The 20,969-nt window shown below is 62.3% G+C and carries 19 protein-coding genes; all 19 read left to right on the forward strand.

Annotation, left to right across the window (positions count from 1 at the left end):
• The first annotated feature begins 112 nt into the window (after nt 1-112).
• The 19 genes from dapG to recA all read left to right on the forward strand — a co-directional run bounded on the left by dapG (nt 113) and on the right by recA (nt 20,885).
• Nucleotides 113-1,330, forward strand: a complete 1,218-nt coding sequence (dapG, locus tag H7B90_RS02310) for an aspartate kinase (RefSeq protein ID WP_185134250.1) — start codon at nt 113-115, stop codon at nt 1,328-1,330.
• 68 nt (nt 1,331-1,398) lie between these two features.
• Complete coding sequence (gene dapA / locus H7B90_RS02315) at nt 1,399-2,274, forward strand: 4-hydroxy-tetrahydrodipicolinate synthase (protein WP_185134251.1); 876 nt, start codon at nt 1,399-1,401, stop codon at nt 2,272-2,274.
• Nucleotides 2,275-2,515: 241 nt separating this feature from the next.
• On the forward strand, nt 2,516-4,195 hold the full coding sequence (locus tag H7B90_RS02320) for a ribonuclease J (RefSeq protein ID WP_185134252.1): 1,680 nt from the start codon (nt 2,516-2,518) through the stop codon (nt 4,193-4,195).
• Between the two features lie 172 nt (nt 4,196-4,367).
• Complete coding sequence (locus H7B90_RS02325; RefSeq protein WP_185134253.1) at nt 4,368-5,120, forward strand: ClpP family protease; 753 nt, start codon at nt 4,368-4,370, stop codon at nt 5,118-5,120.
• Complete coding sequence (locus H7B90_RS02330) at nt 5,117-5,386, forward strand: YlzJ-like family protein (protein WP_185134254.1); 270 nt, start codon at nt 5,117-5,119, stop codon at nt 5,384-5,386. The genes H7B90_RS02325 and H7B90_RS02330 overlap by 4 nt, the downstream gene beginning before the upstream one ends.
• Before the next feature lie 21 nt (nt 5,387-5,407).
• Nucleotides 5,408-8,128, forward strand: coding sequence for an FtsK/SpoIIIE family DNA translocase (locus H7B90_RS02335; protein ID WP_185134255.1), 2,721 nt, complete (start codon nt 5,408-5,410; stop codon nt 8,126-8,128).
• Between the two features lie 215 nt (nt 8,129-8,343).
• On the forward strand, nt 8,344-9,114 hold the full coding sequence (gene sleB / locus H7B90_RS02340; protein ID WP_185134256.1) for a spore cortex-lytic enzyme: 771 nt from the start codon (nt 8,344-8,346) through the stop codon (nt 9,112-9,114).
• 112 nt (nt 9,115-9,226) lie between these two features.
• Nucleotides 9,227-10,510, forward strand: a complete 1,284-nt coding sequence (yfmF, locus tag H7B90_RS02345) for an EF-P 5-aminopentanol modification-associated protein YfmF (protein ID WP_373315886.1) — start codon at nt 9,227-9,229, stop codon at nt 10,508-10,510.
• A gap of 1 nt (nt 10,511) precedes the next feature.
• Nucleotides 10,512-11,798 (forward strand): EF-P 5-aminopentanol modification-associated protein YfmH, encoded by a 1,287-nt coding sequence (gene yfmH / locus H7B90_RS02350; protein WP_185134257.1) that lies wholly within the window; start codon nt 10,512-10,514, stop codon nt 11,796-11,798.
• A complete protein-coding gene (ymfI, locus tag H7B90_RS02355) occupies nt 11,795-12,559 on the forward strand; it encodes an elongation factor P 5-aminopentanone reductase (RefSeq protein WP_185134258.1) in 765 nt (254 codons plus the stop codon). The genes yfmH and ymfI overlap by 4 nt, the downstream gene beginning before the upstream one ends.
• An 82-nt stretch (nt 12,560-12,641) precedes the next feature.
• Nucleotides 12,642-12,893 (forward strand): DUF3243 domain-containing protein, encoded by a 252-nt coding sequence (locus H7B90_RS02360; RefSeq protein ID WP_185134259.1) that lies wholly within the window; start codon nt 12,642-12,644, stop codon nt 12,891-12,893.
• A gap of 264 nt (nt 12,894-13,157) precedes the next feature.
• The gene (locus H7B90_RS02365; RefSeq protein WP_185134260.1) at nt 13,158-13,928 is read left to right on the forward strand and encodes a DUF3388 domain-containing protein; all 771 of its coding nucleotides are present in this window, start codon (nt 13,158-13,160) and stop codon (nt 13,926-13,928) included.
• Nucleotides 13,929-13,971: 43 nt separating this feature from the next.
• On the forward strand, nt 13,972-14,859 hold the full coding sequence (locus tag H7B90_RS02370; protein ID WP_185134261.1) for a helix-turn-helix domain-containing protein: 888 nt from the start codon (nt 13,972-13,974) through the stop codon (nt 14,857-14,859).
• A gap of 69 nt (nt 14,860-14,928) precedes the next feature.
• Nucleotides 14,929-15,090, forward strand: coding sequence for a hypothetical protein (locus H7B90_RS02375; protein ID WP_185134262.1), 162 nt, complete (start codon nt 14,929-14,931; stop codon nt 15,088-15,090).
• Between the two features lie 115 nt (nt 15,091-15,205).
• On the forward strand, nt 15,206-15,697 hold the full coding sequence (locus H7B90_RS02380; protein WP_185134263.1) for a YajQ family cyclic di-GMP-binding protein: 492 nt from the start codon (nt 15,206-15,208) through the stop codon (nt 15,695-15,697).
• A 152-nt stretch (nt 15,698-15,849) separates the two neighbouring features.
• Nucleotides 15,850-17,184, forward strand: a complete 1,335-nt coding sequence (gene rimO, locus H7B90_RS02385; RefSeq protein WP_185134264.1) for a 30S ribosomal protein S12 methylthiotransferase RimO — start codon at nt 15,850-15,852, stop codon at nt 17,182-17,184.
• Nucleotides 17,181-17,804 (forward strand): CDP-diacylglycerol--glycerol-3-phosphate 3-phosphatidyltransferase, encoded by a 624-nt coding sequence (gene pgsA / locus H7B90_RS02390; RefSeq protein WP_185134265.1) that lies wholly within the window; start codon nt 17,181-17,183, stop codon nt 17,802-17,804. Before rimO ends, pgsA begins: the two co-directional genes overlap by 4 nt.
• Nucleotides 17,801-19,054 carry a competence/damage-inducible protein A gene (locus H7B90_RS02395; RefSeq protein WP_185134266.1) on the forward strand — a complete coding sequence of 418 codons (1,254 nt, stop codon included), beginning with the start codon at nt 17,801-17,803 and terminating at the stop codon, nt 19,052-19,054. Before pgsA ends, H7B90_RS02395 begins: the two co-directional genes overlap by 4 nt.
• Nucleotides 19,055-19,820: 766 nt before the next feature.
• Nucleotides 19,821-20,885: a recombinase RecA gene (gene recA, locus H7B90_RS02400; RefSeq protein ID WP_185134267.1), complete on the forward strand. Its 1,065-nt coding sequence runs from the start codon at nt 19,821-19,823 to the stop codon at nt 20,883-20,885.
• The last annotated feature ends 84 nt before the right edge of the window (nt 20,886-20,969 follow it).

The raw sequence follows: 20,969 nt of genomic DNA on the forward strand, positions 1-20,969 counted from the left end.
ACAGGTCGGTCCCCGAGTCGTTGAGAGAATCGAAGATGCACCAAGGATCCCACTTCATACGCCTTAACGTACATCCTTCCACGAATTCATAGGATGGAGGCAGAATGGCGGCATGATCACGGTGCAGAAATTCGGAGGGACGTCGCTGTCCGACGAGGTGGGTCGGCGGCACGTCCTCCGTCATATTTCCCGCGAACGCGAAGCGGGCCGTTCGGTCGTCGCCGTCGTCTCGGCGATGGGCCGAAGAGGCGAGCCGTACGCCACCGATACGCTGCTCGAATGGATCGGGTCGAACGGCAATTCGCTTCCGGAGCGGGAGAAGGATCTTCTGCTCAGCTGCGGCGAGCTGATCTCCGCGGCGACGTTGTGCAGCATGCTGAACAACGAAGGAATCCCGAGCGTCGTCCTCACCGGAGGGCAGGCGGGAATCGTCACGGACGGGCGCTTCGGCTTCGCGAGAATTCTCAGAGTCGAGCCTTCGAGGATCGAAGAGTACCTCGCGGAGGAGCGGGTCGTCGTCGTGGCCGGCTTCCAGGGCAGAACCGAGGACGGCGAGATCACGACTCTCGGCCGGGGCGGCAGCGATACGTCCGCCACCGCGCTCGGGGCGGCGCTCGGGGCGTCCGCGGTCGAGATTTACACCGACGTGGACGGCATCCTGACGGCCGATCCGCGGCTCGTCGGCGATGCTCGTCCTCTCCCGTTCGTAAGCTACGAGGAGATCTGCAACATGGCGTACAACGGCGCCAAGGTCATTCATCCGCGGGCGGTCGAGATCGCCATGCGGGCGGGCGTGCCCGTCCGGGTGCGGTCGACCTTCTCCGACGGGGAAGGGACGCTCGTCACGAACGCCGAAGACGTCCGCGGCCGGATCGGCTGGACCGACCGGACGGTGACCGGGCTCGCCCACGTCCGCGGAGTGACCCAACTGGCGGTCGAGACGTCGGCCGGTCCTTCGGATCTTCAGCTTCGCGTCTTCCGCGCCATGGCGAAGAGCGCGATCAGCGTCGACTTCATCAACGTCACGCCGGCGGGCGTGCTCTATACCGTCGGCGACTCGGACGCTCCTCACGCCGTCAGGCTGCTCCATGAGATGGGGTTCAGCCCGCGCGTTCAATCCGGCTGCGCCAAAGTATCGGTCATCGGCGGGGGAATGAACGGGGAGCCGGGCGTGATGGCCCGAATCGTGGAAGCGCTGACGGCCAGGAATATCCCCATTCTGCAATCGGCAGACTCCAACGCGACGATATGGGTGTTGGTGGCTGAGAACGATATGGTGCCCGCTCTTCAAGCGCTGCACACGGCGTTCGGACTGCATCTCGCTCCCTGAACGAGAAGCGGCACAAGGTCCGGACGCTCTCAAGGAACGCTTCGCGCAACTACGAGGAGGAAAGGTCAATGAGCTTTGGTCGTTTGATTACGGCGATGGTTACTCCCTTCAACGAGAAGCTTGAGATCGATTGGGAGGTCACGGGCCGACTGATCGATTATCTGATCGACGAACAGAAGTCCGACAGCCTCGTCGTCAGCGGGACGACGGGGGAGTCCCCGACGCTGACGGACGACGAGAAGGAGGCGCTGTTCCGCTTCGCGGTCAATCGGGCGGCAGGGCGCTGCAAGATAATCGCGGGAACGGGGAGCAACGACACCGCGCATTCGATAGAGCTGACCCGCCTGGCCGAGGAGGCCGGGGTCGACGGGGTGCTGCTGGTGGCGCCATATTACAACAAGCCCAACCAGGAGGGGCTCTATCGGCACTTCAAGGCGATCGCCGAGTCGACAAGCCTTCCGGTCATGCTCTACAACGTTCCGGGACGGACAGGCGTCAGCCTGTCGGTGGAGACGACCCTTCGGCTCGCACGGCTGCCGAACGTGTTCGCGACGAAGGAATGCGCGTCCGTCGAGCAGATGACGGAGATCGTCAAGGACGCGCCGGAAGGCTTCGTCCTCTACTCCGGGGACGACGCGTTAACCTTGCCGGCTCTTGCCGTCGGCGCCCAGGGGATCGTCAGCGTAGCCAGCCACGTCGTCGGCGCGGACATGGCGAAGCTGATCGAGGCCTATTCCGAAGGACGCGTGGCGGAAGCGGCGAAGATCAACGCCCGCTGCTATCCGTTCTTCAAAGGATTGTTCCATTGCCCTCATCCGGTACCGAATCCCGTCGCCGTCAAATACGCGCTTACCCAGAAGGGCCTTCCGGTCGGAGGAGTGCGGTTGCCGCTCGTGGAAGCTTCCGAAGATGAAGCGGCGTTCATCCGCAAGCTGCTCGGCTAAGGCGCTTCCAACGGGACGAACTCGTCATGCCGATGCCTGCGCCTAGGCATCGGTTTTCTTCGTTATGGGGACCTTAACCGGGACGGCTTGCGGGCGGATTCCCCCAGATCGATCCGGTTGAATTCCAGCTTTTGCTTCATGTATAATGAGAACTGAGTGATTGGGTGCGGCCAAAAAAATAATTGCAACTTGACAATTCCATAGGAGCGGGATCGTCGAATCAATGTAGGAGGTACTAGACTTGTCCAAGAAGAACAACCAAGACAAATTAATTATTTTCGCGCTGGGTGGCGTCGGCGAGATCGGGAAGAACATGTACGTCGTCCAATACGGCAACGACATCGTCGTCGTCGACGCAGGCCTGAAGTTCCCGGAAGAAGAGATGCTCGGCATCGACGTCGTCATCCCGGATATTACGTACTTGCTCGAGAACCGCGATAAGGTACGAGCCATTCTGGTTACGCACGGCCACGAGGACCACATCGGCGGGCTGCCGTACGTCCTGAAGCAGCTGAATGTGCCCGTGTACGCCACGAAGCTGACGCTCGGCCTGATCGAGAACAAGCTCAAGGAAGCGGGGCTGCTCGGCGACACGAAGCGGATTCTGATCCATGCGGACTCGGAGGTGCAGCTCGGCTCCATCCGGGCGAGCTTCTTCAAGACGAACCACAGCATTCCCGACTCCGTCGGCGTCAGCCTCGACACGCCGGAAGGCAGCGTCGTGCATACGGGCGACTTCAAGTTCGACCATACGCCCGTCAACGATCAATACGCGGACCTGCAACGGATCGCCGAGATCGGCAAGCGCGGCGTGCTCGCCCTGCTGTCGGACAGCACCAACGCGGAGCGCCCGGGCTTCACGCCGTCGGAGAGCAATATCGGCAAGGAATTGATCGATATCTTCCGCAACGCGAAGCAGCGCGTCGTCGTCGCGACGTTCGCTTCGAACGTGCACCGGATCCAACAGATCATCGACGCGGCCATGGAGACGCGCCGCAAGATGACCGTCGTCGGCCGAAGCATGGTCAACATCGTCAGCATCGCTTCCGAGCTCGGCTACCTTCACGTTCCGGAAGGCATGCTGATCGAGCCGGAGGAAGTGAACAAGCTCCCGGCGGACCGCGTCGTCATCTTGTCGACCGGCAGCCAGGGCGAGCCGATGTCGGCGCTGACCCGCATGGCCCGTTCGACCCATCGCAAGGTCGACATTCTTCCGGGAGACACCGTCGTCATCTCGGCGACGCCGATCCCGGGCAACGAGCGTTACGTCGGCCGCACGGTGGACGAACTGATGCGCCTCGGCGCCCACGTCATCTACGGGCCGGGCTCCGTGTCGGGCGTGCACGTCTCCGGCCACGGCAGCCAAGAAGAGCTGAAGCTGATGCTTAACCTGATCCGTCCGAAGTTCTTCATTCCGATCCACGGCGAATACCGCATGCTTCGCCATCACGCGATGCTGGCGGAAGCCGTCGGCATCGACAAGGAGAACATCTTCCTGCTGGACAACGGCGACACGGTCGAGTTCCAGAACGGCTCGGCGCGCAAGGCGGGCAAGCTGCCGGCGGGCAACGTGCTGATCGACGGGCTCGGAGTCGGAGACGTCGGCAACATCGTGCTCCGCGACCGCAAGCTGCTGTCGCAGGACGGCATTCTGGTCGTCGTCGTAACTCTTAGCAAGCAGGACGGGGCCATCATGTCCGGCCCGGACATTATCTCGCGCGGCTTCGTCTACGTCCGCGAATCGGAAGGCCTGCTGGAGGAAGCGAACAAGATCGTCTCCGGCACGCTGCAGAAGCTGATGAGCGAGAACGTGAACGAATGGGCGTCGCTGAAGACGAACGTCAAGGACGCGCTCGGCCGCTTCCTGTACGAGCAGACGAGAAGAAGACCGATGATTCTGCCGATCATTATGGAAGTATAGAACGAAGAATCGAAGCATCACCCCACACTCGCGCATTCGGAAGGCCGCCCCTCTTCGGGAAGAAGAGAGGGCGGCCTTCCCGCGTTCCGGCGCCGCGCGGATGAATCGGGCGGGCCCCGTTCATACTATGCCAATCCCCGCAGCGACAGGGGCGGAACGGAGGAGCGAACCCATGAGCGATAGCGGCAAGCCGGAGACGAAGGCGGAGCAGCCGGCTCCCGGCGAAGAAGCGCGCAGAGCTTCCGCGGCGACGGACAGCCTGGTCCAGCTCGGCCAGGTGACGGTCCCGCCGGCGGAATCGAATATTTTCTGCCTGACGATCATCGGACAGGTCGAGGGGCATCTGATGCTGCCCCCGCAGAACAAGACGACCAAATACGAGCATGTCATTCCTCAATTGGTGGCCGCCGAGCAGAATCCGAAGGTCGAAGGGCTGCTCATCATCCTGAACACGGTAGGCGGAGACGTGGAAGCCGGACTCGCGATCGCCGAGATGATCTCGTCGCTGTCGAAGCCGAAGGTGGCGGTCGTTCTCGGCGGCGGCCATTCGATCGGGGTGCCGATCGCGGTGTCGGCCGACTACACGTTCATCGCCGAGACGGCCACGATGACGATTCACCCGATCCGGCTCAACGGGCTGATCATCGGAGTGCCGCAGACGTTCGAATATTTGGAGAAAATGCAGGAAAGAGTCGTCCGGTTCGTTACGAGCCATTCGCAGGTCAGCGAAGAGACGTTCAAGGACCTCATGTTCCGGACCGGCGAGCTGACCCGCGACATCGGGACGACGGTCATCGGCCAGGAAGCGGTCCGCCACGGCCTCATCAACGCCGTCGGCGGCATCGGGGAAGCGCTGCGGGAGCTGAACCGCCGCATCGCCGAGCATAAGAGCAAGCAGGCTCAGGAGGCGGTGGTCGGCTCATGACGCTGTACACGAGCATGCCGCTGGAGCTCGTGCTGGACGGCATCGGCAACGAGCCCGCGCCGATGGTGGAGGTGAGCCGGGGCGGGCTGACGATGCTGCTCGCCCCGGTCGCGCCCGGCGTCGGCCGCGTCGTCCGGCTGGTGTCGGCTCCGCTGGATTTTTACCTCCTTCCCGAATATTCGCCGGGCAGCCTCGTCTATTATGGGACTCCCGGCCTGGAGGAGAAGCCCGTTCCGAGCGTTAACCAGCCATCCTCTATCATGTAAACCCGGACCGACTGTGGTATAATGTTGATCCGGGAGGCGGTCGATTTGGCCAAGCGCAAACGCAAGAAGTCCTCGCTCGGAGCGAGTTTGAAATACGAGATTTACGGCATCCTCCTGATCACCTTCTCGGTCATCGCGATGTACGGAGAGGCGGCGGGAGGACGTTCTCTGTCCAAGCTGTTCGGCTACGTGCTGGGCAAATTTTATTTCCTGCTGGCGCTGGCCGGCATCTGGCTCGGCTTGTACGTCATGATCAAGCGGGCCTGGCCCCGCGGGTGGACGTCGAGGCGAAGCGGCTTCGTGCTCCTCTGCTGCGGAATGGCGCTGTGGAGCGGCATGAGCTTCGTCGACAGCCGTCTGGCTCCGCTCGGGGCGGTGACTCCGTCCAGCATCTTCAGCCAGACGCTTCATCAGTTGTACGAGCAGATCTGGGGAGGTCCGGTCGAAGCCGGCGTCCGCATGTGGGAGAAGGACATCGGCGGAGGGCTCGTCGGCGCGGTGCAATATTCGATCCTGTACTGGCTGTTCGGCAGCTACGGCTCGAAGTTCGTCCTGCTCGTCGAATTCGCCATCGCCGTCATGCTGATCACGAACCGCTCTTACGTCGATATGATCCGGGGCTTCCGGGCTCTCGTCAAGCGGATCGCGCCGATGCTCTTCGCCCGCTTGACGTCCGGGCGCAAGGCGATCTCCGCCAAGGCCGTTCCCGTGAAGCCGTCCAAGAAGAAGGCGCAGGCGCCGGTTCTCGCCGCGGCGGGAATGGACGAGCTGGACGAAGAGCCGCCTCTGGCCGCGGATCCGAAGAAGAAGCCGATCTTCTTCCAGCTGTTCCACGGCAACGAGGGGCGGGAAGCGGCTTCGCCGGCGCCGGACTGGGAGGAGGACGACGACCAGCTGGGCGGACCGATCCTGTATCCGGCCGCCGAAGGACCGAAGGTTCATCTCGGTTCGCGCGCGGAGAAGAAGGAGCGCGACAACGGCGTCATCGGCCGGCTGTTCGGCAAGGGAGAGCCGCCCGTCCGCGAGAGCGAGCCGGAGGCGCCGCCGCCCGCGGCCGACGAACCGGCCGCGGATTCCGGCGGGCTCGGCTGGACGGACGGCGATCCGCTGGACGGTTACGGCGGCGAGAACGACGTTGACCCGGCCGGAGACGAATATCCCGGAGAGGAAGAATGGCCTCCGGAGGCGGAGGAAGAAGGGCTGGAGGGAGAAGGCGGACCGGACGGGGATGCCGAAGCCGGATCCGGCGCGGAGCCCGGCGGCGAAGGCGCCGCGGCTCGTCCCAAGCCGATACATAGACCGAAGCGGCCTTACCGGACGCCGCCGTTCCATCTGCTCGCCAAGCCGCAAGGCGCCGGCAAGGGCGGCTCGATGGCGGACAACCGCGATACGGCCCGCAAGCTCGAAGCGACGCTCGAGAGCTTCGGCGTCCGCGCGAAGGTTCTCGACGTGGCCCGCGGTCCCGCGGTGACGCGGTACGAGCTGCAGCCGGACGTCGGCGTGAAGGTCAGCCGGATCGTCAGCCTGACCGACGATATCGCGCTCGCCCTCGCGGCGAAGGATATTCGGATGGAAGCGCCGATTCCGGGCAAGTCCGCGATCGGCATCGAGGTGCCGAATTCCGAGGTGAGCGTCGTCACGCTGCGCGAGGTGCTCGAGACGCAGGCGTTCCAGGAAGCGCAGTCGAAGCTGTCGATCGCCTTCGGACGGGACATCTCCGGCCAGCCGATCGTAGGCAATCTGGCGCGCATGCCCCACCTTCTCGTCGCGGGCGCGACGGGGTCGGGCAAGTCGGTGTGCATCAACGGCATCATCACGAGCATTCTGTACAAGGCGAAGCCGGACGAAGTGAAGTTCCTCATGATCGACCCGAAGATGGTCGAATTGAACGTCTACAACGGAATCCCGCACTTGCTGGCTCCCGTCGTGACGGATCCCCGCCGGGCGGCGCTCGCCCTGAAGAAGATCGTCGTGGAGATGGAGAAGCGCTACGAGAAGTTCTCCAAGTCGGGCACGCGCAACATCGAGGGCTACAACGCGCTTATGATGAGCGGGGACAATCCGGACGGCGTCCTGCCTTACTACGTCGTTATCGTGGACGAGCTGGCCGACCTGATGATGGTCGCCGCGGGCGACGTCGAGGACGCGATCATGCGCCTCGCGCAGATGGCGCGCGCCGCCGGCATCCACCTCATCATCGCCACGCAGCGACCGTCGGTCGACGTCATCACCGGCGTCATCAAGGCGAACATCCCGAGCCGGATCGCGTTCGGCGTCTCCTCCCAGGTCGACTCCCGGACGATTCTGGACATGGTCGGGGCCGAGAAGCTGCTCGGGCGCGGAGACATGCTGTTCCTGCCGATGGGCGCGTCGAAGCCGATTCGCGTGCAGGGCGCGTTCCTGTCGGACAACGAGGTGGAGGCCGTCGTCTCCCACGTCCGGGGACAGGCGGAAGCCGAGTACAACGAAGAGCTCGTGCCCGAGGTGGGCGAGGAATCGGACGACGCCTCGGACGAGATGCTGGACGAGCTGTACGATCAAGCCGTCACGATCGTGCTCGAGGCGAAGCAGGCGTCCGTGTCGCTGCTGCAGCGGCGGATGCGCATCGGCTATACGAGGGCGGCCCGGCTGATCGATTCGATGGAGGCGCGGGGCATCGTCGGCCCGTACGAAGGCAGCAAGCCGCGGGAAGTTCTCGTTACGCTGGAGCAATACCAAGCCGGTCATCGGATCTCCTCTTGACCGCAGCCCAAGACCGCCGGCAACGGCGGTCTTGTTGCGTCCGGGCGCGCCGACGCGATCGCGCCGCGGTCGAAGGCCGCGGTCGAAGTTCGGCCGACGACGCCCGGAAGCGGGCGGATTCGCGAATAAGTCTGGAAGACCTTTCTCATACTAATGGACATGAATGCGGCTTTTATCCAAGCCCATTAATCGATTGGGAAAGGCGTGACTCGCACGTGAGATATCGGCTTGTGATCCTCTCGGTCTGTCTGGTATTGGGGTTGCTCGGTCTGTATTCGCTGGAGCGGACCAAAGATTCGCGATCGACGTTCAGCGAAGCCATCCTCCAGCAAGGCTCCGCGGGCAAGGACGTCTACGAGCTGCAGGGACGCCTGAAGGCGCTCGGATACTTCAGCGGTCCGGTCGACGGCCAATTCGGCCCGTCGACGCTGAACGCGGTCAAGTGGTTCCAATGGAAGTTCGGCATGAAGGCGGACGGCATCGTCGGCGGCAAGACGAAGCTCATGCTCTGGAAAGCGACGCAGGACTGGAGGCCGACGGCCGAGGATCTGCCGCAGACGGGCGAGGCGGCCGGAGGCGGGGAGACGTCCGGCGGAGGGAACAACCTGCCGGCCTCCAATCATATGGGCATCTCGCAGCAGGACATGAAGCTGATGGCCAACGCCGTCTACGGAGAGTCCCGGGGCGAACCGTACGAAGGCCAAGTCGCGGTGGCGGCGGTCATTCTGAACCGGGTCAAGAGCTCGGAGTTCCCGAACACCGTCTCCGGCGTCATCTTCCAGCCGGGCGCGTTCACGGCCGTCGCCGACGGCCAAATCTGGCTGACCCCGAACGAGAAGGCGTCCAAGGCGGTCAAGGACGCGCTGAGCGGCTGGGATCCGACGGACGGCTGCCTGTATTACTTCAACCCGGAGACCGCGACCTCCAAGTGGATCTGGAGCCGGCCTCAGTACAAGACGATCGGCAAGCACATTTTCTGCTATTGACGCCCTCGCCATAAAAAAAATCGCCGCCGCGGAGACTCGCGCATTTGCTTCGCGGTTGGCCATCGGTTAGAATGGGGCTGAATTGGAAATAGACTCTAAGGGGAATGATACCTTGACTAGCGAACAATTCGAGCGCGGCTCCATCGGCAGAATGCGGATCAACGTGCTGCCGACCAAGCGATTCAAGACTTTCGCACTCTCGCTGTTCGTAGGAATCCCTTTGACCGAATCCAGGGTGACGCCGGTTGCGCTCACCCCTTTCGTGCTGAGAAGGGGCACTTCTTCCTACCCGGAGACGATCTCCTTCCGCGAGCGTCTCGACGACCTGTACGGGGCGGGCTTCGGCTTCGATCTGTACAAAAGAGGGGATTACCAGATCGTCCAGCTTCGCCTGGACGTCATTAACGACCGCTTCGTATCGTCGCAGCAGCCGCTGCTGCGGGAAGCCGTCGCCTTCCTCGGAGAGGCTCTTACCTCGCCGGCGCTGGAGAACGGACGCTTCCGGACCCGCTACGTGGAAGCGGAGAAGACGACGGTGGCGAAGCGGATCGAAGCGATCGTCAACGACAAGATCCGGTACGCCGCCGAGCGCTGCGTCGAAGAGATGTGCAAGGACGAACCGTACCGCCTGCTGGCGATCGGGCGCAAGGAAGATCTCGCGTCTGTGGACGCGGATTCGCTGTACCGGGATTATCAAGATTGGCTGTCTAACGCGGTTATCGACCTGTACGTATCGGGGGATACGTCCCTTCAAGAGGTGCTGCCTCTCGCCGAATCGGCCTTCAAGCTGCCGGCCGGCTCGCCGCAGAGCTATTCGCCTCCCGAACTGAAGGCGCCTCGCCAAGAGCCGCAGACGATCGTCGAGCGGCTGGACGTCGCCCAAGGGAAGCTTAATCTCGGGCTGCGGACCGGCATCAGCTACGGAGATTCCCGTTATCCGTCTCTTCTCGTCTATAACGGGGTGCTCGGCGCTTTTCCCCATTCCAAGCTGTTCGTCAACGTCCGGGAGAAGGCCAGCCTCGCCTATTACGCTTCTTCGCGGCTGGACGGCCACAAGGGCCTGCTGACGATCCAGTCCGGCATCGAGATCGACAATTACGAGAAGGCCCTCGGCATCATTCGCGAGCAGCTCGAGGCGATGAAGCAAGGGCAATTCGCCGCGGAGGACATCGAGCGGACGAAGGCGATGCTGTCGAACCAGCTGAGGGAGATCCAGGACTCGGCGTACGAGAGAATCTCGTTCGACTTCAACAACGTACTGTCCGGAGCCGAGCGGACGGGCGAGAGCTTGCTCGCGGACGTTCAGGCGGTGACCCCGGACGCGATCGCGGAAGCGGCCCGCGGGATCGGCCTCGACACGGTCTATTTCCTGCGGGATCGGAAGGGGGAGGGCTGATATGGCGGTCAAACAATATCCGAAGCTTCAGGAGACGCTCCTGCACGAGAAGCTGGACAACGGGCTCGAGGTGTTCATCCTGCCGAAGCCGGGATTCACGAAGACGTACGCCACGTTCACGACCCGCTACGGCTCCATCGACAACCATTTCCGCGCGGCAGGCAAAGAGGAAGTAAGGGTGCCCGACGGCATCGCGCACTTCCTGGAGCACAAGATGTTCGAAGAGCCCGAGGGCGACATCTTCTCCACGTTCGCTTCCCAAGGAGCGTCGGCCAACGCCTTCACGAGCTTCGACCGGACCGTCTACCTGTTCTCGGCCACCGAATCGGTGGAGGCGAACGTGAACACGCTTCTGAACTTCGTGCAGAATCCTTACTTCACGGACGAGAACGTGGAGAAGGAGAAGGGGATCATTATTCAGGAGATCAACATGTACTGCGACAATCCCGATTGGCGCGTCTACTACGGCTTGATCGAGGCGCTGTACAGCAAGCATCCCGTTCATATCGACATCGCGGGCACGGCCGAATCGGTCCGGTCGATCACGAAGGATATGCTGTACGAATGCTACCGCACGTTCTATCATCCGTCGAACATGTCGCTGTTCATCGTCGGCGGCGTGGACGCGGAAGCGATGCTCGAGCGGGTCAAGGCGAACCAGGCGGCGAAGACCTTCGAGCCCGCCGGCCCGATCGAACGGTTCTTCGAGCCGGAGCCGGCGGAGGTTCGTCAGCGGAAGATCGAGATCGACCTTCCGGTCTCGCTGCCGAAGTGCCTGTTCGGCTATAAGGAAGAGCCGGCCGCTGCCTCGGGCGAAGCCGCCATCCGCCGCGAGCTCGCGACCAAGCTCATGCTGGACGCTCTGCTCGGCGCGAGCTCCCCTCTGTACCAGGAGCTGTACGACGACAACCTGATCTCCGACAGCTTCGGCCACGAGTACAACACGGGTCCCGGCTACGCGTTCTCCGTCATCGGCGGCGATACGAAGGACCCGGACGAACTGCTGCGCCGGGTGTCGGACGCGTTCCGCGCCGCCGCGGAGAGCGGCATCGCCGAGAGCGTGTTCGAGAGAACCCGCCGCAAGAAGATCGGCGCTTACCTGCGGATGCTGAACAGTCCGGAAGCCATCGCGGGAGAGTTCACCCGTTACCGGCTTAAGGGAGGCGATCTGTTCGCCGTCGTCGACCTGTACGAGAGCCTTACTCTCGAGGAGATCAACGCCCGCCTGCGCGAACATGCCGATCCCTCCCGTCTCGCCGTCTCCGTCGTCCGGGGGAGCGGCGCGTGACCGATCCGTCGGCGGCCCGCCTCGCGAGGCGGGTCGCCCTCGTGACCGGGGCCTCCAGAGGGATCGGGGCCGCGGTCGCGCGGCGGCTGGCCGAGGAAGGCGCGGCCGTCGTCGCCGTCTACGGATCTTCGCGGCGCGAGGCGGAGGAGGTCGCCCGGCAGTGCCTGGCGGCGGGGGCGGAGGAAGCCTGCGCCATCCGCGCGGACGTTCGCTCCGGCGAGCGGCTGGCCGAGCTGAAGGCGGAGCTGGAGCGCCGGGAGCTGATGCCGTCGATCGTCGTTCACAGCGCCGGGACGGCCCATTACGGGCTTCTCGACGAGACGGGGGAGGACGAGTGGGACGATCTGTTCCGCGTCCATCTCAAGTCCGCGTATTGGCTCGCCCGGCTGTTCGCGCCCGCGATGAGCTGGAACCGCGGCGGGAGGATTATCCACGTCTCCAGCGTCTGGGGAATGGTCGGGGCGGCCGGCGAAGTCGCCTATTCGGCCGCCAAGGGAGGCTTGAACAGCTTCACGAAGGGGCTCGCCCGGGAGCTGGCATCCTCCGGCGTCACCGTCAACGCGGTGGCGCCCGGCGCCGTCGACACCGACATGCTCCGTTCGTTGTCGGAAGAGGAGAAGGAAGCGCTGCTGCGGGAGATTCCCCTCGGACGGTTCGCCAAGCCGGAGGAGGTGGCGGAGCTCGTCGCTTATTTGGCCTCCGACAGGGCGGGCTACATCACCGGGCAGGTCATCGGCCTGACCGGCGGCTGGCGCGTCTAGAGCGTCGGGCGGATAGCGGGGCGAAGACCGGGACATATTATCGTTTGTAGCATGAATTCTAACCGGCAGGAGGCTGCGAACGATGTCGACGGTACTGAGCAACTTCGATACTTGGAAAAAGTTTCTGGGCGATCGGGTAGAAGCGGCCAAGAAGATGGGCATCAGCGAAGAAGCGATCTCCAAGCTCGCCTACGAGATCGGGGAGTTCCTGGACAACAAGGTCGACCCGCAGAACGACGAAGAGCGCATCCTGAAGGAGCTGTGGGACGTCGGCGACGAGTCCGAGCGCAAGACGATGGCCCGCCTGATGGTCAAGCTGGCGGACCGCGTCTGAGAAGCCCTTCCGGCTCTAAGGGCTTAACCGGGTACGGACGGCGCCTGGCAGGACCCGGCAACGTTGACGGGCGCTTCCATACGCTTGAACGGCTCCGCCATCCATAGGCGGGGCCGTTTGGGCATGAAGAAGAATTTAGGACTTAAGACCTGATTCTTGTCGATCTTTTTTGCAGGAGTTTGGGGAGTTTTGTAGAATACAAGAAAGGGACCGTTTCAGGCTTATTTTTTTATCATACAGGTTCCGGTTATCGGGGTGCGTTCAATGGAGAAGAAGCAATGGTACATGGAATATAAGATTCATAAGAACCGCCCCGGCCTCCTCGGGGATTTGGCTTCCCTGCTCGGGATGCTGGAAGTGAACATCATTACGATCAACGGCGTCGAAGACCGTACGCGCGGGCTGCTGCTGCAGACGGACGACGACGAGAAGATCGAGCTGCTCGGCAAGATGCTGTCCAAGGTCGAGAACATCTCGCTGATTACGCTCCGGCCTCCGCGGCTTACCGATATATTGGCGATCCGGCACGGCACTTACATCGAGCGGGATTCGTCCGACGGCAAGACTTTCCGGTTCACCCGCAGCGATCTAGGTTTGCTGGTCGACTTTTTGGGGGAATTGTTTAAGAAGGAAGGCAATCAGACGATCGGGCTGAGGGGAATGCCCCGCGTCGGCAAGACGGAGTCGATTATCGCCGGAAGCGTGTGCGCGAACAAGCGGTGGGCGTTCGTCTCTTCGACCCTTCTGCGCCAGACGGTTCGGAGCCAGCTGTCGGAAGAGGAGATGAACCCGAACAACGTGTTCATCATCGACGGGATCGTCAGCACGATCCGCTCGAACGAGAAGCATTACAGCCTCCTCCACGAGATCATGGCCATGCCGTCCACGAAGGTGATCGAGCATCCGGACATCTTCGTGCGCGAATCCGAATTCGATTACGACGTGTTCGACTGCATTATCGAACTGCGCAACACGCCGGAGGAAGAGATTACATACGAGAACTTCACGACCGCGGGTCTGGACGACGGATTCTAGGACGGGGATGAACGAACGATGAACAAGAACGGAGGTGAGGCCGATGTCGGATTTGGGATTGCTGCTGCGCAAGGCGAGAGAGCAGCGCGGTTACACGCTCGATGACATCCAGGAAGCGACCAAAATCCGCAAAAGATATTTGGAAGCGATCGAACAAGGCGATTATAAAGTGCTGCCCGGGTCGTTCTACGTCCGGGCCTTCGTCAAGACGTACGCGGAGACCGTCGGTCTCGACGCGGAGGAGGTTCTGCGGCTGTACCACAAGGAGCTGCCCAAGCCGGCCGCGCCGGAGACGGCGGCTCCGGAGAACGTGATCAAGCCGAAGAGCCGATCCGTCCAGCACAACGACCGCTGGGGCAAGCTGGCCGTCACGTTGCTCATGTGGCTGTTCCCGCTGCTGATCCTCGTCGTCGTCTACATTTACGTCGTGCAGAACTTGCCCTCCAAGGCGGGGAAGGCGGATCCCGAGACGCCGATTACGACCGACACCGCGTCTCCGTCCCTCAGTCCGTCCCCTTCGTCGACGCCGACGATTACGGCCCCGCCGGCTTCTTCCCCCGCGAATTCGCCTTCGCCGGAGCCGGTTACGCTGACCGAGACCCGCAAGTCGGGCAGCACGACGTATTACGACGTCGGTCCCGCGGGCGCCCATACGCTGAAGGTCGTCTCGACCGGCAGCTGGGTCGGCGTGCAGGAGAACAGTCGGAAGGGGAAGTATCTGTATCAGGGTACGCCTGACAACACGTTAACGTTCCCATTGAACGGTCCGATCTACGTCAACCTCGGCAACGCCAAGAACGCCGTCGTATCCATCGACGACGTGGTCGTCGACGACGGCGACGTATCCGGCTCCCGCAAGTTCGTCTTTACTCCGGTCGAGGGAACGGCCGGCGCGAACGAGGCGAACGGCGAGACCGTTACGCAGCCGTAGAATAGCCGCCTCTCGCCGCGGGGACAATGAGGAAGCACGCTCATTCCCTTAGCTGGAGGTTATGCTTAGATGGCGACAAGCTGGATCGTGACCGCGATCGGCGTCATCGTCAGCCTGTTGGGCTGGTACTTGACCCCGAGCGCCTGGGGTTACGGCATTCTCGGCTTCGGTCTCGCCTGGGTCGTGCTCGGCATTCTGGACATGTTCCGGGACCCGGCGAGAGCGCGATGAGGCCGTTTCTTCGTTCGCGAAGGCCCTTGCCAAGAGGGCCTTTCGCTTTTTTTCGCGGGCGAATCCGTTTATAATAGGATGGAATAGCTTTATTAGGAAAGGAAGAGTACATAATATGGCATCCGAATATTCCTTCGATATCGTCTCCAAGGTGGATATGCAGGAAGTCAACAACGCGGTCACCCAAGCGCTGAAGGAGATCGAGACGCGCTTCGACTTCAAGGGCAGCAAGAGCAGCATCAAGCTGGAAGGCGAATCTCTCGTCGTCGCTTCGGACGACGAATACCGGCTGAAGAGCGTGCTGGACATTCTCCAGTCCAAGCTGATCAAGCGCGGCGTGCCGATTCGCAATCTCGACTACGGCAAGATCGAGCCGGCCGCCGGGCAGACCGTTCGGCAGACGATCAAGATGAAGCAGGGCGTCGACCAGGAGAACGCGAAGAAGATCAACATCCTGATCCGCGACTCCAAGCTGAAGGTCAAGAGCCAGATCCAGGGCGACCAGCTGCGCGTCACCGGCAAGAGCAAGGACGATCTCCAGGCGGTTATGGGGCTGCTGCGCGGAGCCGATCTGACGGTCGACCTGCAATTCGTCAATTACCGTTAATTTCCGGCGCGAGCCGCCGATGACGCCGCTTCCTCGAGGCTTCGGAGCCGGAAGGAAGCTTTTTGCGGTATTTTGACACGTTACGGGGCTTCGTTTATACTGATTGCAGTTAAATTTGGAAAGTTCGGACGAACATATGGGGGAAGGCAGCGATGATCGAGAAAGTCAGCGTCGTGACACTGGGCTGCGAGAAAAATCTGGTCGATTCCGAGATCATGTCGGGGCTCATCCACCAGCGCGGGTATTCGCTCGTGGACAAACCCGAGGATGCGACGGTCGTTATCGTCAATACGTGCGGATTCATCGACGCGGCGAAGGAAGAATCGGTGAATACGATTCTAAATCTCGCCGAATTGAAAGAGACGGCCCGATTGAAGGCGCTTATCGTCTCCGGCTGCCTGACGCAGCGGTACAAGGAAGAATTGATGAAGGAGATGCCCGAGATCGACGGCATCGTCGGAACGGGCGACTTCTACAAGATCAACGATATTATCGACGAGGCGCTCGGCGGCCGCAAGCCCGTCTACGTGGGCAATCCGGTCTTCACGTACGAGGAGAACCATCCCCGTCTTCTGTCGACGCCGCGCCATACGGCGTACCTGAAGATCGCGGAAGGCTGCGACAACGCCTGCACGTTCTGCAGCATTCCGATCATGCGCGGGAAGTTCCGCAGCCGCTCGATCGAATCGATCGTCGCCGAAGCCGCCCAGCTCGCCGCGCAGGGAGTCAAGGAGATCAGCCTGATCGCCCAGGACTCGACGAACTACGGAACGGATCTGTACGACGGCTTCAAGCTGCCCGAGCTGCTGAACCGCGTCAGCGAAGTGCCCGGCGTCGAGTGGGTGCGGCTGCATTACGCGTATCCGGGCTTCTTCACCGACGAGCTGATCGACGCGATCGCGAGCAACCCGAAGATCTGCAACTATATCGACATGCCTCTTCAGCATAGCGAAGACCGCATTCTGAAGCGGATGCGCCGTCCCGGCCGGCAGCGCGACGTGCGCGAGCTCGTCGCCAAGATCCGCGCCCGCATTCCGGACGTCGCGCTCCGGACTTCGATGATCGTCGGCTTCCCGGGCGAGACGGAGGAGGACTTCGCCAATCTGTGCGACTTCGTCCGCGAGATGAAGTTCGACCGCCTCGGCGTCTTCACGTACTCCAGGGAAGAGGACACTCCGGCGGACCGTCTTCCGGAAGAGGACCATCTCCCCGACGAGGTGAAGCAATACCGCGCGCATACGCTGATGGAGATTCAACGCGAGGTCGCGCAGCAGAATTCGGCCAAGTACGTCGGGCGTACGATCGACGTTCTGGTGGAGAAGTACGACGGCCGCAGCGACGTGTTCATCGGCCGGAGCCAATACGACGCGCCCGAAGTGGACGGCGAGGTGTTCATCACCGGCTGCCGCCCGGAGATCGGCGAGATTCGCAAGGTCCGCATCACCCATGCCTACGAGTACGATTTGTCGGGGGAGGGAATCGCTTGAATCTGGCGAACCGGATTACGCTCGCGCGCATTTTTCTCGTCCCGATCGTGGCGTTCTTCCTGCTGATTAAGCTGAACGTCTCGCCGCTGAACATCGGCAGCTACTCGATCTCCTACAACCAGATCTTCGCGCTGCTGCTGTTCATTCTCGCGGCCAGCACGGACGGGCTGGACGGCTATATCGCCCGCAAGCGCAAGATCGTGACCAATCTCGGCAAGCTGCTCGATCCGCTCGCGGATAAGCTGCTGGTCGGCGCGGTGCTCATCTCGCTCGTCGAGATGGGCAAGCTCGACGCCTGGGTCGCCATCGTCATCATCAGCCGCGAATGGGCGGTGACGGGCCTGCGCCAGGTGGCGCTGCTCGAAGGCGTCGTTCTCGCGGCGAGCAAATGGGGCAAGTGGAAGACGACGATCCAGATCGCGATGATCGTCGTGCTGCTGCTCAACAACCTGCCGTTCGAATTCATCCACGTTCCGGTCGATACGATCGTCGTATGGGCGGCCGCGATCATCACCGTCTACTCGGGGATCGACTACTTCGTGAAGAACAAGACTCTGATTATCGAATCTTCGAATTCGGGACCGGGTTCCGGTTCCAAAGAGGTGAAGCGCGACGCATGAGAGCGGAGATTATCGCGGTCGGGACGGAGCTGCTTCTCGGCCAGATCGTCAACACGAACGCCCAGTATCTGTCGCAAGGCCTGGCAGAGCTGGGCATTGACGTTTATTACCAGACGGTCGTGGGAGACAACGCGGATCGGATCCGGGCGGCGATCGAGACGGCGCGGGGACGGGCGGACCTGCTCGTGTTCACGGGCGGGCTCGGGCCTACGCTCGACGACTTGACGCGGGACGTGCTGGCCGCCTATCTCGGGCGCGCCATCGTCACGCACGAGCCGACGATGCGCAAGATCGAGGAGCTGTTCATGGGACGCGGCACGGCCTTCGTGGAGAGCAATCGCAGGCAGGCGCACCTCGTGGAAGGGGCGACCCCTCTGCGCAACGACACGGGCCTTGCCGTCGGCAACGCCTTGTCCGTCGATGGGACTCATTATCTATTGCTGCCGGGACCGCCGCGCGAGATGAAGCCGATGTTCGAGAACGACGGCAGAACGTGGCTGCGGGGCGCGCTCGGGGAGGCGAACGCGCTTCATTCGGTCATGCTCAAGTTCAGCGGGATCGGCGAATCGATGCTGGAGGATCTGCTTATCGACCTCATCCGCGAGCAGAACGACCCGACGATCGCCCCTTACGCGAAGGAAGGGGAGGTCGCGATCCGCGTCTCGACGAAGGCGGGGAACGCAGAGGAAGCGGCGAGGAAGCTGGAGCCGACGCTGCAGGAGATCCGTTCGCGCACGAAGGGATACTTGTACGCGGAAGAGGACATCCCGCTCGAGGCGGCGGTCGTCCGCCTGCTGGAGCAGAAGCGGATGACGCTGACGGTCGCGGAGAGCTGCACGGGCGGCATGATCGCCGCGGCGCTGACGACGGTGCCGGGAAGCGCGGACGCGTTCCTGGGCGGCGTCGTCAGCTACAGCAACGCGGTGAAGCACAGGCAGCTCGGCGTGCCGATGGAGTTGCTGGAAGGCGAGGGCGCGCCCGGCGCCGTCAGCCCGGAGACGGCCGCCGCGATGGCCGAAGGCGCCCGCGCGATCGCGGACGCCGACTTCTCGCTGTCGGCGACCGGCGTGGCGGGCCCGGCCGGCTCCGAAGGCAAGCCGGTCGGCCTTGTGTACGTCGGCCTCGCCGAGCGAGGGAAGCCGACGCGCGTAGAGAAGCTGCAGCTGTCGGGCGACCGGCAAGGCATCCGCATTCGCGCGACGAAGCGGGCGCTGCATCTGCTGTGGCAGTCGCTGAGCGGGCAGGAGTAGAGGAACGCGGGCAGGAGCAAGAGAGCAGGGCCGTGGGCATAAGAGGGCGGCCAGAACGCCTTTCGGTTTTTCGCGTAGCTGTGGGTCTAATTGGTCTATTCGAGCGGCAGTTCTTGGGGAACTGCCGCTTTTTGCGGTTGATTGTGCGGGTCCGCGTCGCGGATGCGGGGTGCGTCTCGTAGCGCCGAAGTGCCGGGTGAACGCTAAAGGTGTGCAGAGTGTCGGAGTACCGGGAACGGGCTCCATTTAGGCTCCGTAACCCTCGGTGCGACTGAAACCGCCGTTTTGGTGGTTAGAGGGCAGGAGTGCCGGTTAGAGCCCGTGCAACCGCCATTTTGGAGGTTAGAGAGCCGGAGAGCCGGGTAGAGCCCGCTGCAGCCGCCATTTTGGAGGTTAGAGAGCCAGGAATGCCGGGTAGAGCCCGCTGCAACCGCCGTTTTGGTGGTTAGCAGAGCCGGAGCGCCGGGAATTACCCTCTTCGTTCGCTAGACCGGCCCTCATCCATAACCCCATAGAGAAGAGACGTCGCTTATCGCCAATCGTTGCGCATAATTGGGGCGACTTTGTGACAAAATTCGCTAAAAGGCTTGTCAACTTTACGGCCATATGGTAAAGTTTTTATGAAAGTTGCGGAAGAACCGTAGCGAAGATTACTTTGCTGCGGTTTTTTTATACAAGTCAATCGAACGAATGTTCGCAAAAAGCTTGGCAAACGCACCAAAAGAAGGTATGATTAAACTATAATAAAGATAAGGATGTGGGTGTGTTGTCCGATCGTCGCGCCGCATTAGAGATGGCTTTGCGCCAGATTGAGAAGCAATTCGGCAAAGGTTCTATCATGAAGTTGGGAGAGACCGCTCAACTGCAAGTAGAGACGTATTCGAGCGGAGCCCTCGCCTTGGACATCGCCCTCGGGATCGGCGGATTCCCGCGGGGACGGATTATCGAAGTCTACGGACCGGAATCCTCCGGTAAGACGACGGTCGCCCTGCACGCGATCGCGGAAGTGCAGAAGGCCGGCGGCCAAGCGGCGTTCATCGACGCCGAGCACGCCCTCGACCCGATCTACGCCCGCAACCTGGGTGTCAACATCGACGAGCTGCTGCTCAGCCAGCCGGACACCGGCGAACAGGCACTGGAGATCGCCGAAGCGCTCGTGCGCAGCGGCGCCGTCGACATCATCGTCGTCGACTCGGTCGCGGCGCTCGTGCCGAAGGCCGAGATCGAAGGCGACATGGGCGACTCCTTCGTCGGCCTGCAGGCGCGCCTGATGTCCCAGGCGATGCGGAAGCTGTCCGGCGCGATCAGCAAGTCGAAGTCGATTGCGATCTTCATCAACCAGCTGCGCGAGAAGGTCGGCGTCATGTTCGGCAACCCCGAGACGACGCCGGGCGGACGCGCGCTGAAGTTCTACGCCAGCGTACGGCTGGACGTTCGCCGCATCGAGTCGATCAAGCAAGGCAACGACGTGGTCGGCAACCGCACCCGCATCAAGGTCGTGAAGAACAAGGTGGCGCCTCCGTTCAAGCAAGCGGAGCTGGACATCATGTACGGCGAAGGGATCTCGAAGGAAGGCAGCATCATCGATATCGGAACGGAATTGGATATCGTGCAGAAGAGCGGCGCCTGGTTCTCCTTCAACGGCGAACGTCTCGGTCAAGGGCGCGAGAACGCGAAGCAGTTCCTGAAGGACAACCCTGCGCTGTCCGGCCAGATCGAGCAGCAGATCCGGGAAGCGACGCTCAGCGCGGACGCCATTAGCAAGTCCGCGGCCGCCGCTCAACCGGACGACGACGAAGACGACAGCGAATTCGCCGACGAGCTGGAATAACCGTTCCGCGTCTCTTGAGAGGCGTCGATTCGGGAGAGGAACCGAACCTGACACGTTACGGCAATAGGGTATCCGCATCCGTGC

It is taken from the genome of Cohnella xylanilytica (genome assembly GCF_014212175.1).
Taxonomy (GTDB): domain Bacteria; phylum Bacillota; class Bacilli; order Paenibacillales; family Paenibacillaceae; genus Cohnella; species Cohnella xylanilytica.